This window comes from Flavobacterium inviolabile, assembly GCF_013389455.1.
GTDB lineage: Bacteria > Bacteroidota > Bacteroidia > Flavobacteriales > Flavobacteriaceae > Flavobacterium > Flavobacterium inviolabile.
In genome coordinates this window covers 3790095-3807907 of record NZ_CP058278.1, presented here as the reverse complement: position 1 = coordinate 3807907, position 17813 = coordinate 3790095, and the positions used below count along the sequence as shown (strand labels likewise).

Here is a 17813-nt window from a genome sequence, read left to right as displayed (position 1 = left end):
AATTTAATGTAAAGAATTGACTTTTGCAAGAGGGAAACTCCGATTGTTTGATAAAATACGTTAAAGCCTGAAGGAATAAAAAAGCACCCTGAAAAGAGTGCTTTGGTGTTATTTGATACGGTTAAAGTCCAGATCCTGGAAATCGTAACTGAAATCGGTTAACGGCGATATGGCATCCATCTTAATGTTGTTTAATTGCCCGTTTTTATCGAAAGTCAGGTACATGAAAGCATCGGCATGGAAATAGCGGTTAAACCATTTTACGGCAAAAGTATTGTCTTTATAAAAGAATATTTCACCGGATAACTGAGGAGAGCGTTTGGAGATAAAACATAGTTTTCCGTTTTTCTTCTCAATCGAAATTTCACCCAGCCAGTTGTCTTTGTAGGTACCGATGAGTTTTTTATCATCGATTTTGATCTTTTTGTCTTTTTTGTTTTTTACGACAGTACTCCATACTTCATCGGTTACTTTATCCGCTTCGGCTTCGCTGGACATTTTCTGATGGCTGTATTTGGTCACGTAGTCAATATAGGGAATGCCGAGATAGCTGTCTTTAATAGTGTTGGTAATCGCATTGAAAGCTGCACCGGATTGCTGGTTCGTGAATACGATAATGCCAAGCTGTAATTCCGGAATTAAGGTAACCTGGGTTACAATACCTTCCAGTCCGCCTGTATGGGAAGCCTGTAATTTTCCTTTTACGTCGTTTAACTGCCAGCCCAAACCGTAGGCTTTGAATAAAGTATTGTAAGGAGGTGTGGTATTATTGGGTAAAATGGTTTGCGGTGTCCACATTTCGGTGTGTTCTTTTTCGCTGAACAATTGCTTTTCTTTATTCGGACCGTATTTCCCTTTTTGCAATTGTACCATAGCCCATTTGCTCATGTCGTTCACGCTGGAATAAATTCCGCCTGCAGCGTCCAGTATCGGGCTTTTATAGCGTTTGATCACCTGTAGTTTTCCGTCAATAGGCACATGGGGAACTATCGTGTTGGTGGTGTCCTTTAACCGGGACCAGGTACCCACACTGTTGTTCATGGCAAGGGGTTTCATGATGCGTTGTTCTATGAATTCCGCCCAGGTTTGCCCGCTTATTTTTTCAATGACTTCTCCGGCAATAACATATAACAGGTTGTCGTAATCGTATTTTGTACGGAAACCGGAAACCGGCTTCAGGTACTGGATGTTGTTCACGATATCCTGAGGCGTAAAATTATGACCGTCCGGCCAGATCATCAAATCGCCTGCGCCAAGGCCTAAGCCGCTGCGGTGTGTCAACAAATCCAGAATGGTGAATTCATTGGTCACATAATCGTTATACATTTTAAATTCCGGGATGTATTTTTTGACCTTGTCATCCCAGTCCAGTTTTTTCTCATCTACCAGGATTGCCAAAGCGGCACTGGTAAAAGCTTTACTGTTTGAGGCAATACCAAAAAGGGTATTTTCATCTACCTTTTCTTTGGTAATGATGGATTTGACACCATATCCTTTAGAATGGATTATTTTTCCGTCTTTTACTACAGCTACGGCAATTCCGGGTACATCGAAAGTTGTAAGTGTTTTGTCTACCAATTCGTCGATTTCAGGTGTCGTAATCTGGGCACCAATCGAAAAGCTTGTTAACAGTAAAAAGAAAAATCTATTCATAGTAAATGGTTAATTTTTTTATTCAATATTAAATCCTCGTTGTCTTTTGGCCTCAAAAATGAGAATGGCAGCAGCAACGGATACATTCATAGAGTCAATTTCTCCCTGCATCGGGATGATAATGTTTTGCTTGCTGGCGTTTCGCCAGTTATCGGTAAGACCGGTTGCTTCTGTTCCCACAACTAACGCGGTTGCCGTGGTGAAATCCTGGGTATGATAGGAAGTGGAATCCTGCAGGGTAGCACAATATATGGCAATATTTTTTTCCTGCAAAAAAGCAATTACTTCTGCTGTCGTTCCGGTAGCGATCTGTCTTGTAAACAAACAGCCCACACTGGAGCGAACGATGTTCGGGTTGTATAGATCGCTTTTGGGATTGGCGATAATAACGGCGTCAAGATTGGCTGCATCTGCTGTGCGCAAAAGAGCACCGATATTTCCCGGTTTTTCAGGCGCTTCCGCTACAAGAATCAACGGATTCTTTTTTAATTTTAAAGCGGATAAGGCCAGGTTTTTAGATTCGGCAATAGCAATAATGCCTTCGGTAGTGTCGCGGTAGGCCAGTTTTTGGTACACCTCTCTGGAGATTTCAATAATCTCGATATCCGTATGGGTTAGCCGGTAGATTTCTTCCGGAGTGATAATGTCGGGCAGAAACAGTACTGTCTGTATTGCATAACCGCCTTTCTGAGCCAGCATGATCTCTCTTTGCCCTTCAATAAGGAAGGTTCCGGATTGTTTTCGTGCTTTTGCTTTTTCCTGTAATTGTACTAAAGACTTGATAAAAGGATTCTGAATACTGCTTATTTGTTTCAATGCCTGGTCACTTAAATGGATGGTAAATTTAACTATATTTTGATTTTTAAGACTAAAAAAATCACAAAATGATATTTTTTTACATACAGTTATTGTAAAGTAAGGATTTTCATAAAAAAAGATACCCGGAGGAATGACAGGTATCTTTTATAGGATAGTATTTTTTAGAATAATTTATATCCTAAAATAAAAGAGGTTGAGTTGAATTTGTTCTCCCAAACACGGTCTTCATTGGTTAAGTCACGATTTAAGGCATATCGCAGCTCAAAGCTGTATCGGTCTTTAAATTTGTATCCTACACCGATGGCAAAATTATAGTCCGGTTTAACGTCTGCTTCCAATGGTCTTCTGAAAATCGTATAGTTTAATTTCGATCCTAAATCGATATTATAACTGAATACTCCATTGAAGAACATTTTAGAGTCATCGTTTAAGAATAAATAATAACGAACACCAACCGGAATGTCAAAAGATTTGTAATCTACAGTATGGTTTCCGTCTGCTGTTGTAGCATCCGATTTATACGACTGGTAACTAGGTTCTGCTATAATGGACCATTTGTTACGGTATAATGGCAATACATATTCAAATTCAGCCCCAATCCGGATCGAAATTTTGCTTCCAAAGTCAATATTCGGATAACCATATTGCGTGGCAATACTTTCCGTTTTAAGGATGGAATTGCTTAAACCAAGTCTGATTGACATATGGAAAGGATTTGGTCGTACAATTTCTTCTTTAAAGCTTGTAGCTTCTGCAGCAGCAGGGTTTTTACATTTGTTGTATTTTTCAAAGAAAGAAATTAAGCTGTTTTTTTCATATTTCAGTACGTTCACATCTTTCATGCTGATACCCTCGCATTTTAAATCCATCCACAATTGCTGCTTGTACTGGTCATTAGTGTCTATTTCTAAATTTGTATTTAAAAAAGATTTGAAAATCAGCGGTTCTACTTCCGAATTGTTATGGGTATAGAAGAATTTATAAGCATTTTCATCTTCAAAAAGGTATAAATTGGCATCGCCTTCAAGAAGTACTCTAAGGAATAAATTTTCGGTACTGAACTGTGGTGCTCTGTCTCTGCCCAAAGAATTCAATTTTTCCGAAGAACGATCCAGTTTTACCGTAGCACTGATAAATTTTACTTTATGGCCGGTTAATCCGAATTCTTTGACGGTAGTGGTATTCTCTTTTTTAATTTCCGGATTGTCGCCTAATTTGTATTCGATCTCTTTAGGATTGTTTCTCCAGTCTAAATTTTTAATCAGGCAAGAAACTTTTTCATTGTTCTTTCTAATGATGTAGCCACTTTCAAAATGTATCTGAGAATGGATTGAAGCGCTTGTAAGTAGCAGTAATGTAATTGCTAAAATTTTTTTCATGGTTTAGATTTAATTTAATTGTTATTTATAGTATTCCTCTTGATTTAATTTCCAGGTATTTATTGATGGTATCTAAGGTTAGGTGTTCCGGTTGGGTTAGAACGGAATAGATACCGTATTTTTTAAGTTCGTTTACAATCAGACGCTTTTCAAAAGCAAATTTTTCAGCGATAGTCTGGTCGTAAACATCCTGAACATTGGTGATGTTCTTATTGATTAATTCGTTTAATTCGGTATTGTTGAAGAATACCACAACCAGTAAATGGCTTTTGGCAATTCCTTTAAGGTATGGAAGCTGGCGGTGCAAGCCATCCAGTGTTTCAAAATTGGTATACAGGACAATCAGGCTTCGCTGGCTGATATTTTTCTTAATATCCACATATAACCGGCTGAAATCACTTTCAAAGAAATCGGTTTTGATATTGTAAAGCGATTCCATAATCAGGTGCATTTGCGACTGTCGGCGCTCTGCAATAACGCGGTTTTCAATCTTTTTGGAAAAAGTAAGCATTCCTGCTTTGTCGTGTTTTTTTAAGATGACATTTGATAAAGCCAGTGTGGCATTAATGGCATAATCCAGCAGGCTTAAGCCGTTAAAAGGCATCTTCATCACACGGCCTTTATCGATCACCATGTAGACGTTCTGTGACTTTTCATCCTGAAACTGGTTGACCATTAGCTGATTTCTTTTGGCTGTGGCTTTCCAGTTTAACGTCCGGATATCATCACCCTGTACATATTCCTTGATCTGTTCAAATTCCATCGTATGCCCGATACGGCGTATTTTTTTGACACCATACTGGAATAAGTTGTTGGAAAAAGCCATCAGATCATATTTGCGCAGCTGGATAAACGAAGGATAAGCAGGAACCTGCTGATGCTGATCGAAGGCAAACCTGCGGGAGATTAATCGCAAAGGCGAGGCAACATAGATATTCAGGTTGCCGAAAAAATATTCTCCGCGTTCCGTTGGATGTAAAAAATACTGAAACTGATCTTTTTGACTGCTTAGCAGTTTTCGGTTAACTTCAAAGTTGCGGACCTGGAACTGAAAAGGGATTTCATCAATTATTTTCAGGGAAACGGGAAAAGAATAGTCGTTTCTCAGTTTTATGGTAATGGTGTTATCGTCTCCGTTAGAAAGTTTTTCCGGAACTTCCCGTGAGGCCTTTATGTTTTGTCTGGCAGTGAATAACAGCAGGATGTCAATACCGGTAAAAGCAGCCAGTATGAGCAGGAACAGCCAGCAGGCACGATACAGGGCCGGGAAAAAATAGGCCAGCACAAAGCTTACTATGATTCCTAACAGAATATAGAAAAAGAGATTGTTGAGGTATAACTTTTTAAAGAAATTCAAGGCTGCTGCTGTATAAATTAAAAAACGAAACTAAGGTTTATCGCGGAATTTCAACGGTATCGACAATCTGTCGGATAATTTCGGTACTGGTAATACCTTCCATTTCACGTTCCGGTGTAACGACCACACGATGCTGTAATACCGGTATGGCGGCTTCTTTGATGTCTTCCGGCGTTACGAAATCCCGTCCGCGAAGCGCAGCAAAAGCTTTCGATGCGTTTAAAATGGCAATGGAAGCACGGGGAGAAGCACCCAGATATAAAAAGGCATTTTCACGGGAATTCATCACGATTTTGGCAATGTATTCGATCAGGTTTTGTTCGATGATAATCTGTTTTACCAGGCTCTGATAATTCAGGATATCGCTTTTAATGACCACCTGTTTAACCGATTCCAGTTTGTTTCGGTCCTGTAATACATTCTCCCGTTGAATAATGGCAATTTCTTCGTCCAGATTAGGGTAATCAATATTGATTTTGAAAAGGAAACGATCCAGCTGTGCTTCCGGTAAACGGTAGGTACCTTCCTGTTCAATCGGGTTTTGGGTTGCAATTACCAAAAACGGCGTATCCAGGACATAGGTTTTGCCATCAATGGTTATCTGGCGTTCTTCCATAACTTCAAAAAGTGCCGCCTGTGTTTTTGCCGGGGCACGGTTGATCTCGTCAATCAGGATGAAATTTGAAAAAACAGGTCCTTTTTTAAACTCAAAAGCCGATTTTGACAAATCGAAAACAGAAGTTCCTAAAATATCAGAAGGCATTAAATCCGGTGTAAACTGGATGCGGCTGAAACCCAGATCCAGCGTTTTGGAAAGCAATTTTGCCGTAATTGTTTTGGCAACGCCCGGAACACCTTCCAATAAAACGTGACCGTTGGAAAGGATCGCGGCTAAAAGCTGGTCAATGATTTTTTCCTGACCGACAATTACCGTTCCCAATTCTTTTTTAATATTGTTTACACTCTCTAAAAGAGCGGTAAGATCCAGTCGTGTCCCGAAATTTACATTTTCGGTTTGTTCGGTTTGCTCGGTGTGATTATTGTCAAAAGTATCCATATTACTTTAATTTTTCTATTGCTTTACTGATTTCGATAACGTCCTTTTGGGAGCTTTCTAAATGATTTCTGTGTTTTTTGATCAATCGGACAACATTTTCGATCAGGGCTTTGTCCTTTCCTGTTTTCTGATGCAGGCGCTGTATAAAATTCTCGTCTAAATCAAAAGTATCCAACATATAGTCATTGCGCACTTTTTCAAGGAAATAAATGATCTTTTTTTCAATGATCAGGTGGTGATTGCCTTCCTGTAAATACAAATTACCAATTGTTTTTGTAAAATCTACAGTGGTATTTTGCAGCGGTATTTTGATCGGGATGACTCTTTGGCGGCGTTTGGCGTTAAAAATCATAAAGATCAGCATGCCGATAAGGAAAAGATACCAGGCCCATTTTAAAGCAGGCTGACTGAGGATGTAGCGCATCGGTGAGCTGGATATATTGTTGTCGTTATAGCTATAAGACTGCCAGTACAGGCTTCCTGTTTTGGGGATTTTTCCCAGTATTGCAGCACAATAAGCCGCATTATTGCCTTTCAGCAAACTGTAATTTGAAAAAACAGTGGGCTGCGTGTGCAGGTAAAAATAACCCATCCCATAAGGTACCTTGATAAAGTTAACCGTTTTTACGGCATTGGTTTCCTGATAACCTAATATCTGGGTACTTAAGGTGTCAATGGAATTAAAATATACGGAGCCGGCTCCTCTGTCGAACTCAAATGACTGCTGTCTGACATTTTTAGCGGTCAGGCTGAATTTTATTTTATCTGCGAAAGCAAAATCGCTCTCCAGGCTGAATTTTAAAGTGTCGGCAATTTTTTCCGGAAAGCTTTTCATACTCAGGAAAGCCGTATTTCCGTGATCGACAAAATATAATAATTCCTCTGTCGAAGTCGGGTCAAGATCACTTCCTTCGGCAATGATCAGGACGGTTCCTTTGGCATTATAGGTGGAATCGGCAAAATTGTATTTCGGGTCAAAATATTCATAAACGGAAGTCCCGAAACGTTCGATCTTCTGTTTGGGAAATAAATCTTTAATCTCGTGGTCCAGGACATATAAACCCAGCGGAATTTTGTCCTGAGTGGCATAGGTTGGTGCCCAGTTGATCGGTTTTGACCGGTTGGTATCCAAAGCGATTATTCCAGCGATAATCAGTACCAAAAATGCGATATATATTTTCAGTGTCCTGTTCATCAGATGGAGTTTATTGTGTTTACGAATGCTTTTTCCGATTTTTCAAATACCGCTTCATTCAATTCGAATTCCCCATACCAGCTGTAGTCATAGATATACGACAGGTATTTGAAATCCTGGCGGAGCTTTTCGTCTTTAAGTTCATACAGGTAGTCGGAATTGGTTTTTTCGATGTCCCATTCTATCAGCGTTCTGTCAGATAGTCGTTTTAGCAGCCACAGGTAATAGTACCGGATGCTGAGACGATAATCCTGTTTGTTCTTGGAATCGCGGATCATTTTTTGAAAATCGATATTGTGAATGTCTTCTTCCGTGATATTGGCCGTGGTAATTTTCTTTTTGGATGATTTTCCAAAAATCCATTTCCCTTCTTTGTTAAGGATTGTTTTAACGATCAGGTAAACGATAAAAATAATGATTGCAAAAACCAGGATTTTAACAATGATCTCAAAAGCCGTTAAGTTTCTGCCATTTATGCCTGAGGAGAAGATGCGTTCAAGCCAATGCAGCAGCCAGGCTTTAAAATTATCCCAAACGGTAGGCTCTTTTACAATTGTTTCATACTGAAAATCGTCGCCCTGGTAATGTTCTTTAAAATCTTTTTTAAACGGTATTATTGTGGTCACCGAAGAATCGATCCGAACCGGAGCTGTTTCTTTTACCACAGCAGCATTCGTTCCGGTTTTCGGTTGTGCCGAAAGCGGTAAGCAAAGAAAGAAAAGTAATATGTATGCGATGAATTTATTCACGGTCTGTTCCAATCAAATCAATTTCACTTTTTGGGGTATTGTTTTCCGATTCTTCCCGGAGGCTATAATAAACGATGCCATGATTAACGAGAAGCAGATTCTGAAAAATAAAGTTCAGTAAAATGGAAAGTACCATTACCAGAACCATCATCATCATAAAAAAGGAAAATTTTTCGGGATTCGGTACGGCATTGGGATTATCCAGATCTGTAAATATCGAGGCAACACCCATAACATAAGGAATCATGGTGATAATTCCCATAGCGACCTGTATAATGATATACATGATGATGGTGGAGCCAACCACATGCCATATTTTCGGCTGCATCATTTTCCATCCTCTTCCCAGGGATTCAAAATAACCGTTGTCTGTTGAAAGGTAATCATAAAAACTTAACGAATACCAACTGATAAAAGCCGGGATAAAAATCATGATTATCGGTACCCCGATGATAATGAAGATCAGGGCGAAACACAGGGCAAGCCCGACTGCCAGAAGCGGGAAGACGATGACCAGTGAGGCCAGGAAAAAGGTTATTACCTTACCGGTTTTGGCTTTAATGGCATTAACAATATCCCCTGTTGAAAAAGCAGTGTTTTTCTCAGACAGGTTTAAATAGACTACAGGATAAGTATAGCTCAGTAAGCTGATGAGCAGGATCAGTATCATTGCGAAGGCTCCGGAGCCGATAAACAATCCGATATTGTTATTGATAATGGCATCCAGCTGGTTGTCTGAAAATCCGGTGCTTATATTGGAAAAAAATCCTTCAAAGAAAATTTGCGACACAAAATAAACCAATACTAATAAAATGAGCAGTAAGCCGCCGTTTATGATAAGGTAGTTTTTGAAATAATGTTTCCCGTAAAGATTAAAAAAGGTAAACGTGTCACCTACAAATTCACTGAAATTTCTTCGTTTAAAAAGTTGGAACATGTTTTCTATGGTGTTTTTTATGGAGAATAAAAGGATAGATCAGGTAATAATATGAAATAAGTGCCAGCGTGCCTACAATGATCAGAACATTCAATGCTCTGGGCATATCAATGGAATAACGGGTAATAAAACCTTCCAGAAATCCTGCTGCGATGGTAAAAGGAATCGTACTCAGGAATATTTTCAGACTGTTTTTAAAACCGGTTTTAAAAGAATTCAGTCGGGAGAATGTTTTCGGGAATAAAATACTGGCACCCAAAATAAAACCGGCGGCCGATTCGATCACGATACCAAAAATTTCCATTGCGCCGTGAATCCAGATACCGCGTACACTTTCCCAAAATACTTTTTCCTGATAAAAAAAGTATTGGAAAGAACCCAGCATAATGGCGTTTTGGATCAGCACAAAAAAGGTACCGATACCGGCAAAGATCCCGTAAATATAGCAGCGCATGCCCACCATCAGGTTGTTTATGGTGATCCCGATAAAGGTCGACCAGTTGCTGCCGCTTTTGTATATCGCAACGGGATTTCCGTCTTTTATGTTTTCAAGGGTCTGATTGACATAGCCATCACTCAGTATCAGTCGTACAAAAGTAGCGTCATTTTGAGCCGAAAGCACTCCGATACCCACACTCATAAAGAACAGGATAAAGGCATAAAGCAGGTAACGGCGGTATTCGTAAACGAGTAACGGAACTTCGGTTTTAAAGAAATAAACCAGCCGGTTCGTTTCTTCTCTTTTGTTCTTGTAAATTTTCTGGTATATCTGAGAAGCCAGGTAATTCAGGTAAACAACGGTCTTGCTTTTAGGATAGTACGTTTGTGCATAGGAGAGGTCATTCATTAAATGAATATACAAACTGGCCAGCTCATCCGGATTTTTTTTAGATTTACCGAAGATTGCTTGCTCAAATTCAAGCCATTTTTCTTTATTTTGTTTTATAAACGCAACTTCTCTCATAATTCACAAACAGCTAAAATATAAAATATGTCAGAATTATCAATAGTTACTACGCAAAATGTTAATATAAGTTTCAGGACTGCTTCCGTGGGTGACCGGATTGTTGCGCAAATTCTGGATACGGTTATTAAAATAGCGTATGGTATTGCCGTTTTTTATATCTTTTTTTACTGGCTGGGCATTAGTGAATTTCTGAGAAATGCGGATATGTGGACGAAAGGAGCTGTGATCATGCTTTTTGCACTGCCGGTAATGCTGTATTCCCTACTTCAGGAAAGCCTGATGGAAGGGCAGACGTTCGGTAAAAAGATCCTGAAAATTAAAGTCATTAAGATTGACGGCTATCAGGCTGGTTTTGGCGATTACTTAATGCGCTGGCTTTTTCGTATTGTAGAATTCAGTATCGGATACGGCCTTATCGGGCTGATTGCAATTGTAGCCACTAAAAAGAACCAGCGGTTGGGCGATATGGCCGCCGGAACAGCGGTGATCAGCTTAAAGCAAAATGTCAATATCAATCATACGATCCTGCAGGAAATCGATAACGATTATGTGCCGACATATCCGTTGGTAATCAAACTTTCGGATAATGATGTCCGGATTATTAAAGAAACCTTTGAAGCGGCTTTACGCGGGCAAGACTTTAATATTATATACAAATTAAGGGAAAAAGTGGAATCGGTTGCCGGAATAAAAAGCCAGTCCGGGAACGACAGTGATTTTATACGGACAATTTTAAAAGACTACAACTACTACACCCGCAATATGTAGGCAGTATTGGTGTTTATCAAAGAATAATAAAAAGAAAAGAATGTTTCAGCTACTTGATATTTTAGGGACTATGGCTTTTGCTTTATCCGGAGCCTTAACGGCAATGAATAAAAAAATGGACCCGTTTGGTGTTTTTATAATAGCGTTTGTTACCGCTGTTGGCGGCGGTACGCTGCGGGATGTCCTCATTGGACGCACGCCTGTAGGGTGGATGCAAAATCTGGACTATGTTTACATGATTACCTTAGGGTATTTTTTAGCCTTAGTGTTCCGGAAAAGTCTGGACAAATTAAGAACTTCTTTATTCCTGTTTGATACGGTCGGTTTGGGTGTTTTCACGTTAATCGGACTCGAAAAAGGGATTGCGATCCATCTTCACCCCATTATTTGTATCGCTTTGGGTACGATGACAGCTTGTTTCGGCGGTGTTATCCGGGATATTCTGTGCAATGACATTCCGGTAATTTTCAGAAAAGAGATTTATGCTACCATTTGTATTATTGGCGGTGTTGTTTTCTTTCTTTTAAAAAAATGGAATGTAGCAGAGGATGTGTTGTATCTGACCACTTCCGTTGTGATTATCGTTATCCGGTTAATGGCTGTAAAATTCCAATGGTCGCTGCCCACTCTGGAGCACAAGGAAAACCGCTAACGCGTAAGGTATAAATACCCCGTTAACGCATCGGGATAATCCGGGTCGTTTAGTTTTAAGATATAAAAATAGGTCCCTTCCGGAGCCAGTTGATGTCCTACGCCGTCTTTAATAAAACCGCTCCAGTCATCGGAAGCATGATTGCCGCTCCAGACTAATTTACCCCATCGGTTGTAGATAAAAAGCTCAAAATTCAAAAAGATATTACGCAGCCCGTCAATAAAAAAGGTGTCGTTAAGATTGTCTCCGTTTGGCGATACGGCATTATAGACGTTAGGAGGACAGTTATAGGTGTTTAGCGTGAAAGAAGTAATGGTGTGGCAGTTTTCATCTGTAACGCGCACAAAGATTTCTTTAGGGGCATGGGCTACAAAATAATGAAACGTATTTGTTATCGGATTGATGATATTCTCCGCATCGGCACTGCTCTCATAAAAGCTGACAGTCTGATTGGGGTTGGTCTTGACGAAGTTTTCATAATCTGAAAAATCAAAATAACCGGAACCCAGACCTTTATTGCAGACTTTTAAAGGTTCCGGAGTATTGATTTTTGGTGATATAATCGTCGTAATGCTGGTGTGGAAAGTATTGTTGTCTTCGTTAATTTCTATAACCTGTTCATCCGGATCTACCACGATTTTCAAATCGAAAGGCGAAAAAACGGTTTCGGGAATCTGAACGGTTACCAACTGGCTTTCCTGTCCGTCTACCGGGATAGCGTGCAGGGTGGCAAAAGTACCAACCAGATTGTCATTGGCATAGATCTTAACTTTGGTTCCCTGCGGCAGCGCATTGGTGCTTTCCAGGTTGTAAACGGTAAAATCTATGGTTACCGCTCTGGAATTACAGGTCAGGCCAATATCGTCAATGCTTACCGTAGCGTCGGGAAGCTGGCTGTTTAATTTGGTAACGATGGCATTGACCATTACAAAATCCTGGCCGGAAGTAAGCTCTATAGCTGCTGTGGTATCGCCCACATGAATATTGTCCTGAATATCATAAATGTCCAGATCCATATTGTAAAGCACAGAACTGCCGGTGATACTGTTTGTGCCGTTAAAAGCATTGTTTGCCGGATTTAAAGGCGGATTGCTCAGTACATTACCATTAATGCGCAGGGTTTCGTTCACAGCAATATCCCTATCGCCTTCCCAGGCTAAAAACCCGATCCGGGCATTTTGATTGTCAATTACATTCAGGCTGGAAAGGGTAATGTTAATGATGTCCGGAACAGCCTGCATACCGTCATAAATATTTAACTGGTTTAACGGGAGACTGCTGTTTTCATAAACAATGATGATGGCCCAGCCGGCAAAGTTTGTTTTTCGCTGAAAATGGGCAGCGATATAGTCCGATACATCCAGGTCGGACACGGTATATTCGCCGTTTCCGGACTGCTGTACCAATGTGGTCACATCTTTAAAAGCACTGAAATAGCCCAATGTAATCCCCGATGTGGTTCTTTCATGGCTGAATGTCCGGTCGGCAGTGATGGGCTGATTGTTTAATTTGATGTTGAAATCTCCCGGACCGCAGCCTGCCCAATACAGATACGCCTTTTTAATACTATTTCCGGGTGCTAAATTTAAACTGGCCGATGAGGTAGTGTAAACCGCCGGAACAGTCTGAAAAGAATTCTCCTGCGGATTCAGGGTATTGCCTATAAATGTAAAGTCATAACGTCCGTTGAATTGATGGTACAGACTGATGTCCTGACTCTTTGCGGAATCAGGTAAAAACAAGGAAAGAAATAAGATAATAAGGTGTAATTGTCTTATCACCGGCATTTTAATTAGCAATTAAATGGTTCTAAAAATACTAATTATTTGAATACCAAAATACTAATATGTTGTAAAATGGATGAATTCTAAAACAAAAAATTCATAAAAAAGTAGTACATTTCCAAAGTTTATAGGACTTGCGTGGAAAATTACATTATAAGAAAATACAGTAAAAAAGATTTTATTGCATGGAATGATTTTATAAATCAGGCCAAGAATGCCACATTTCTTTTTCACCGTGATTTTATGGAATACCATCAGGACCGGTTTGAAGACCATTCCTTATTGGTTTTCGAAAAAGAAAAACTTGTGGCCGTTTTGCCGGCTAATATTGCTGGTAATGTACTGCATTCCCATCAGGGGTTAACCTATGGCGGACTGGTTTATTCCGATAAACTGAAACTGGAAAAAATCCTGAAAATTTTTAAAGCGGTTTTACAATTCCTGCATGAAAACGGGATTGCCACGCTTTATTTAAAAATACTGCCCCACATTTATACGGCATATCCTTCGGAAGAGCTGGAATACATATTGTTTCTGACTGAAGCCGAACTGATTCGGAGAGACAGTATGGCGGTAATACAGATGAACAACCCGGTCAGATTGGATAAAGGGAGGAAAGAAGGGGTGGCAAAAGGGGTGAAAAATCAATTGATCGTAAAAGAAACAACCGGTTTTGAATCGTTCTGGAACGAAATACTGGTACCCAACCTGCAAAAAAAACACGGCGCAAAACCCGTGCATTCTTTGGAAGAAATAACCGGTTTACAGGCGAAATTCCCTCAGAATATCCGGCAGTTTAATGTGTATTCCGGAGAGCAGCTTGTAGCCGGAACTACCGTATTTGAAACACCGGAAGTTGCGCATCTGCAATATATATCGGGGAATGAAACTAAAAATGAGTCGGGTAGCCTGGATTTCCTGCACCACTATTTGCTGACAAGCGTGTTCCGTAATAAAAACTATTTTGATTTTGGTATTTCCAACGAAAACCAGGGGAAAAACATCAATCAGGGCTTATCCTTCTGGAAAGAAAGTTTTGGAGCCAGAACGATTGTTCAGAATTTCTATAAAGTGAATACCGCCAATTTCTCTAATCTTGACAACGTACTAATATGATACCGTTTTTAGATCTCAAAAAAATAAACCAGCCTTATGAACCGCTTCTGAAAGAGAAATTCGAATCTTTTTTAGCAGGCGGATGGTATATTTTAGGAAATGAAGTGAAAACATTTGAAACCGGTTTTGCAGCCTACTGCGGTGTGAAATACTGCATAGGCGTTGGAAACGGACTGGATGCTTTAACGCTTATTTTAAAAGCGTATATCGAATTGGGAAAACTCCGGAAAGGGGATGAGGTTATCGTACCGGCGAATACATATATCGCCAGTATTTTAGCTGTTTTGCAGGCGGATCTGGTTCCGGTATTGGCAGAACCCGATCCGGATACATACAACATTAGCCCGATAGCGATGGAAAAAGCGGTCAGCTCGAAAACGAAAGCCGTTTTACCGGTTCACCTGTACGGGCAATTGGCGGATATGAACCGGATTATGGAACTTGCGGAAAAGCATGACTTATTGGTCATTGAAGATGCAGCCCAGGCACATGGTGCCGTTTTAAACGGGAAAAAAGCGGGTAATATCGGTCATGCTGCCGGATTTAGTTTTTATCCCGGGAAAAATCTGGGCGCTTTGGGCGATGCCGGTGCGGTTACTACAAATGATGAAGCCCTGGCTAAAATGATTTCCGCTTTACGGAATTACGGCTCGGAAGTGAAATATATCAACGACTTTATAGGCGTTAACAGCCGTTTGGATGAATTGCAGGCCGGCGTTTTAAATATAAAATTACCAGCTGTTGATGCCGAAAATCAGCAACGAAGAAAAATCGTAAAGCGCTATCTGGCGGAGATTAACAACCCGAAAATTGCATTGCCTTATTATGACGGTTCTGAAAATCATGCCTTTCATCTGTTTGTTGTGCAAACAGCAAACCGGGATATGTTGGCAGCATATTTAAAGGAAAACGGTATCGGTACGCTGATACACTATCCGGTTCCGCCGCATCAGCAAAAAGCATTGCCGCAGTTTCATGGTTTGTCTTTCCCGATCACCGAAAAAATACACCGGGAAGTTTTGAGTATCCCGCTCCATTCGGCTTTGACCGATACGGAGATTACACATATTATTCAGATGTTAAACCAGTATTAGTTTGCGGTATAACAAAGAAATATTGAAGTCCACCTTGTTTAAAGTAACCTCTTTAAACAGTATCAGCGTATTATTGAAAATAGGCATAGGACTGATTACTTCAAAAATTATTGCTGTTTTCGTAGGGCCGAACGGCATGGCGCTCGTGGGGAATCTCCGGAACTTCCTGTCATCAATAGAAACGGTTGCTACCCTTGGATTTCAAAACGGAACGGTAAAATATGTAGCCGAAAATAAAGAGGATAATGAGGCGCTGAAAAAGATCATTTCAACGGTTTTTATAACCTTGGTGTTTACCGCATTGGCAATCAGTTTAATCCTGTTTTTCGGAGCAGATTACTGGAATACCCGTTTGTTTGGAAGCAGTTTTCAATATAAAGCTATTTTTAAGGTACTGGCATTGGCCTTGCCCTGGTATATAGTAAATGTATTGCTGGTTTCGATCATTAATGGTCTCGGGCAGTTTAAACGGGTGATTTATATCGCAATATTCGGCAACCTGATCGGATTGCTGTTATCTGTAGTACTGATCAGCCAGTTCCGGACTTTCGGGGCTTTATTGTCGGTTGTGCTCACGCCGTCTTTACTGTTTTTCGTTTCGTTTTATTACATCAATAAAGAATATGCGTTTCTGAAAAATATAACTTACCGGTCATTTGATTCCGGAGTTATCCGGTTAATGTCGTCTTATACTTTAATGACATTGGTTTCGGGCTTTGCCGGACCTTTGGTGTATCTGGCAATACGGAATAATGTTATTGAAACGATTGGGATCAAAGAAGCCGGATATTGGGAAGCGATAAGCCGGATATCGTCCTATTATTTAATGTTTATCGGGACTTTATTATCGGTGTATTTCTTACCGAAACTGGTCGAAGCACAGGATAATACCGAAACGAAAAAAGTGTTTTGGAGCTATTATAAAACCATTATGCCGTTGTTTGGTTTAGGACTGTTACTGGTTTACGGGCTAAAGGATTTTCTGATTACTCTGCTGTTTACAGCTGATTTTAAACCGGTTTCCGAATTGTTTTTCTGGCAATTGGCCGGTGACTTTTTTAAAGGTGCTTCGCTTATCCTGGGTATGCAGTTTTTTGCAAAAAAGCTCACCAGGGATTTTATCATTACCGAGATTACCTCACTGCTGATTCTTTATATCGCCAGCATTTACTGTATCAACGCTTTTGGTATCAAAGGAGTGGTTATAGGGCATACGATAACGTATTTTGTTTATTTATGTGTTTTGGGTGTTTATTTTAGGAATAAACACTAATATTAATGTATAAATATTCTCATTTTGTGCTTTTTGTTTGAAATATTAAGTTTATTTGTGATACTAACCTTAATAAAAAAAATGAAAAAGTATTTACTTATTAGTTTGATTTCTGTGTTGTCTGTATCGGTTTTGAAAGCACAGAATAATGTTTTTCCAATCAATGGAAACGTAGGAATAGGAACTACTTCTCCTCAATCAAAATTAGAAGTGATTGGAAATGTTAGAGCCACTTCAGTGACTGCAGATCAAAATTTACCTGACGGACAAAACTTTATAAATGCAGATGAAAGATTTAATAAATCTTCTGTATTGAATTTTGGTCAATTGGTTAACGGATCTACAACATGGAGAACATTAAAATATTTTGATTTTCCTAAATCCAATTTTGATACTAAATCGTCGGTTTATTTTGGTATAGAAGATAGAGGTAATTTTGGAAGGTACCGATTTATTGCTGAAACAGGCGGGAATACCCAGATGATTATGTTGAATAAAGCGCAACAGGAAACAATGAAAATTTTTGAAGATGGAAATGATAATGTATATATGCATTTTCCTAAGACAAATTCGAGAGTAGTGATAGGTGGTTTTGGAGATTATTTGCCACAACATAAGTTTGTGGTTAGAGGAAGCTCAAAAATTGAAGGGAATATATTAACTGATGCTAATATAGGAATTGGGTCTAGTAATTTCACTGATGGTGTTGATACTTACAGGTTATCGGTTAATGGAGCCGTAAGAGCACATAGGGTAAAAGTATATACTACTTGGGCAGATTATGTTTTTGAGTCGGATTATAATTTACCTACTTTGCAACAAGTGGAAAAACATATTAAAGAAAAAGGACATTTAAAAGATATCCCATCTGCTAAAGAGGTAGAAGAAAATGGAATAGAATTAGGTGAGATGAATAAATTATTACTGCAAAAAGTAGAGGAACTTACTTTGTATATAATTGAAATGAATAAAGAATTGCAAGCTGTGAAAAGTCAATTAAAGAAAGACTAATC

General features: G+C 39.5%; 16 protein-coding genes. 6 read left to right on the top strand and 10 right to left on the bottom strand.

Going from position 1 to position 17813, the window contains the following annotated elements; all coding sequences use genetic code 11:
* Positions 1-108: 108 nt before the first annotated feature.
* The 9 genes from HW120_RS17205 to HW120_RS17165 form a co-directional block, all read right to left on the bottom strand.
* Positions 109-1653: a serine hydrolase gene (locus tag HW120_RS17205; protein WP_177735856.1), complete on the bottom strand. Its 1545-nt coding sequence runs from the start codon at positions 1651-1653 to the stop codon at positions 109-111.
* Between the two features lie 18 nt (positions 1654-1671).
* Positions 1672-2469, bottom strand: a complete 798-nt coding sequence (locus HW120_RS17200) for a TrmH family RNA methyltransferase (protein WP_177735854.1) — start codon at positions 2467-2469, stop codon at positions 1672-1674.
* A gap of 164 nt (positions 2470-2633) precedes the next feature.
* Positions 2634-3851, bottom strand: a complete 1218-nt coding sequence (locus HW120_RS17895) for a porin family protein (RefSeq protein ID WP_177735852.1) — start codon at positions 3849-3851, stop codon at positions 2634-2636.
* Positions 3852-3876: 25 nt separating this feature from the next.
* Positions 3877-5208, bottom strand: coding sequence for a DUF58 domain-containing protein (locus tag HW120_RS17190; RefSeq protein ID WP_177735850.1), 1332 nt, complete (start codon positions 5206-5208; stop codon positions 3877-3879).
* A gap of 37 nt (positions 5209-5245) precedes the next feature.
* The gene (locus tag HW120_RS17185; RefSeq protein ID WP_177735848.1) at positions 5246-6265 is read right to left on the bottom strand and encodes an AAA family ATPase; all 1020 of its coding nucleotides are present in this window, start codon (positions 6263-6265) and stop codon (positions 5246-5248) included.
* Between the two features lies 1 nt (position 6266).
* Complete coding sequence (locus HW120_RS17180) at positions 6267-7460, bottom strand: DUF4350 domain-containing protein (protein ID WP_177735846.1); 1194 nt, start codon at positions 7458-7460, stop codon at positions 6267-6269.
* Entirely contained in the window at positions 7460-8221 is a 762-nt protein-coding gene (locus HW120_RS17175) for a DUF4129 domain-containing protein (RefSeq protein ID WP_177735844.1), read from the bottom strand. Before HW120_RS17175 ends, HW120_RS17180 begins: the two co-directional genes overlap by 1 nt.
* Positions 8202-9146 carry a hypothetical protein gene (locus tag HW120_RS17170; protein WP_177735842.1) on the bottom strand — a complete coding sequence of 315 codons (945 nt, stop codon included), beginning with the start codon at positions 9144-9146 and terminating at the stop codon, positions 8202-8204. Before HW120_RS17170 ends, HW120_RS17175 begins: the two co-directional genes overlap by 20 nt.
* Positions 9130-10110 (bottom strand): stage II sporulation protein M, encoded by a 981-nt coding sequence (locus HW120_RS17165; protein WP_177735840.1) that lies wholly within the window; start codon positions 10108-10110, stop codon positions 9130-9132. The genes HW120_RS17170 and HW120_RS17165 overlap by 17 nt, the downstream gene beginning before the upstream one ends.
* Positions 10111-10137: 27 nt before the next feature.
* On the opposite strand from HW120_RS17165, the gene HW120_RS17160 reads away from it, so the two are divergent.
* Positions 10138-10881: an RDD family protein gene (locus HW120_RS17160; protein ID WP_177735838.1), complete on the top strand. Its 744-nt coding sequence runs from the start codon at positions 10138-10140 to the stop codon at positions 10879-10881.
* A 40-nt stretch (positions 10882-10921) separates the two neighbouring features.
* A complete protein-coding gene (locus tag HW120_RS17155) occupies positions 10922-11533 on the top strand; it encodes a trimeric intracellular cation channel family protein (protein ID WP_177735836.1) in 612 nt (203 codons plus the stop codon).
* On the opposite strand, the gene HW120_RS17150 is transcribed toward HW120_RS17155, so the two are convergent.
* Positions 11530-13314: a T9SS type B sorting domain-containing protein gene (locus HW120_RS17150; protein ID WP_246297012.1), complete on the bottom strand. Its 1785-nt coding sequence runs from the start codon at positions 13312-13314 to the stop codon at positions 11530-11532. The two genes, HW120_RS17155 and HW120_RS17150, sit on opposite strands and share 4 nt — an antisense overlap.
* A 141-nt stretch (positions 13315-13455) precedes the next feature.
* On the opposite strand from HW120_RS17150, the gene HW120_RS17145 reads away from it, so the two are divergent.
* The 4 genes from HW120_RS17145 (at position 13456) to HW120_RS17130 (ending at position 17811) form a co-directional block, all read left to right on the top strand.
* Positions 13456-14433 (top strand): GNAT family protein, encoded by a 978-nt coding sequence (locus HW120_RS17145; protein ID WP_177735834.1) that lies wholly within the window; start codon positions 13456-13458, stop codon positions 14431-14433.
* Positions 14430-15527 carry a DegT/DnrJ/EryC1/StrS family aminotransferase gene (locus HW120_RS17140; protein WP_177735832.1) on the top strand — a complete coding sequence of 366 codons (1098 nt, stop codon included), beginning with the start codon at positions 14430-14432 and terminating at the stop codon, positions 15525-15527. The genes HW120_RS17145 and HW120_RS17140 overlap by 4 nt, the downstream gene beginning before the upstream one ends.
* A gap of 22 nt (positions 15528-15549) precedes the next feature.
* A complete protein-coding gene (locus tag HW120_RS17135) occupies positions 15550-16800 on the top strand; it encodes an O-antigen translocase (RefSeq protein WP_246297011.1) in 1251 nt (416 codons plus the stop codon).
* Between the two features lie 81 nt (positions 16801-16881).
* On the top strand, positions 16882-17811 hold the full coding sequence (locus HW120_RS17130; RefSeq protein ID WP_177735828.1) for a hypothetical protein: 930 nt from the start codon (positions 16882-16884) through the stop codon (positions 17809-17811).
* Positions 17812-17813 lie beyond the last annotated feature (2 nt).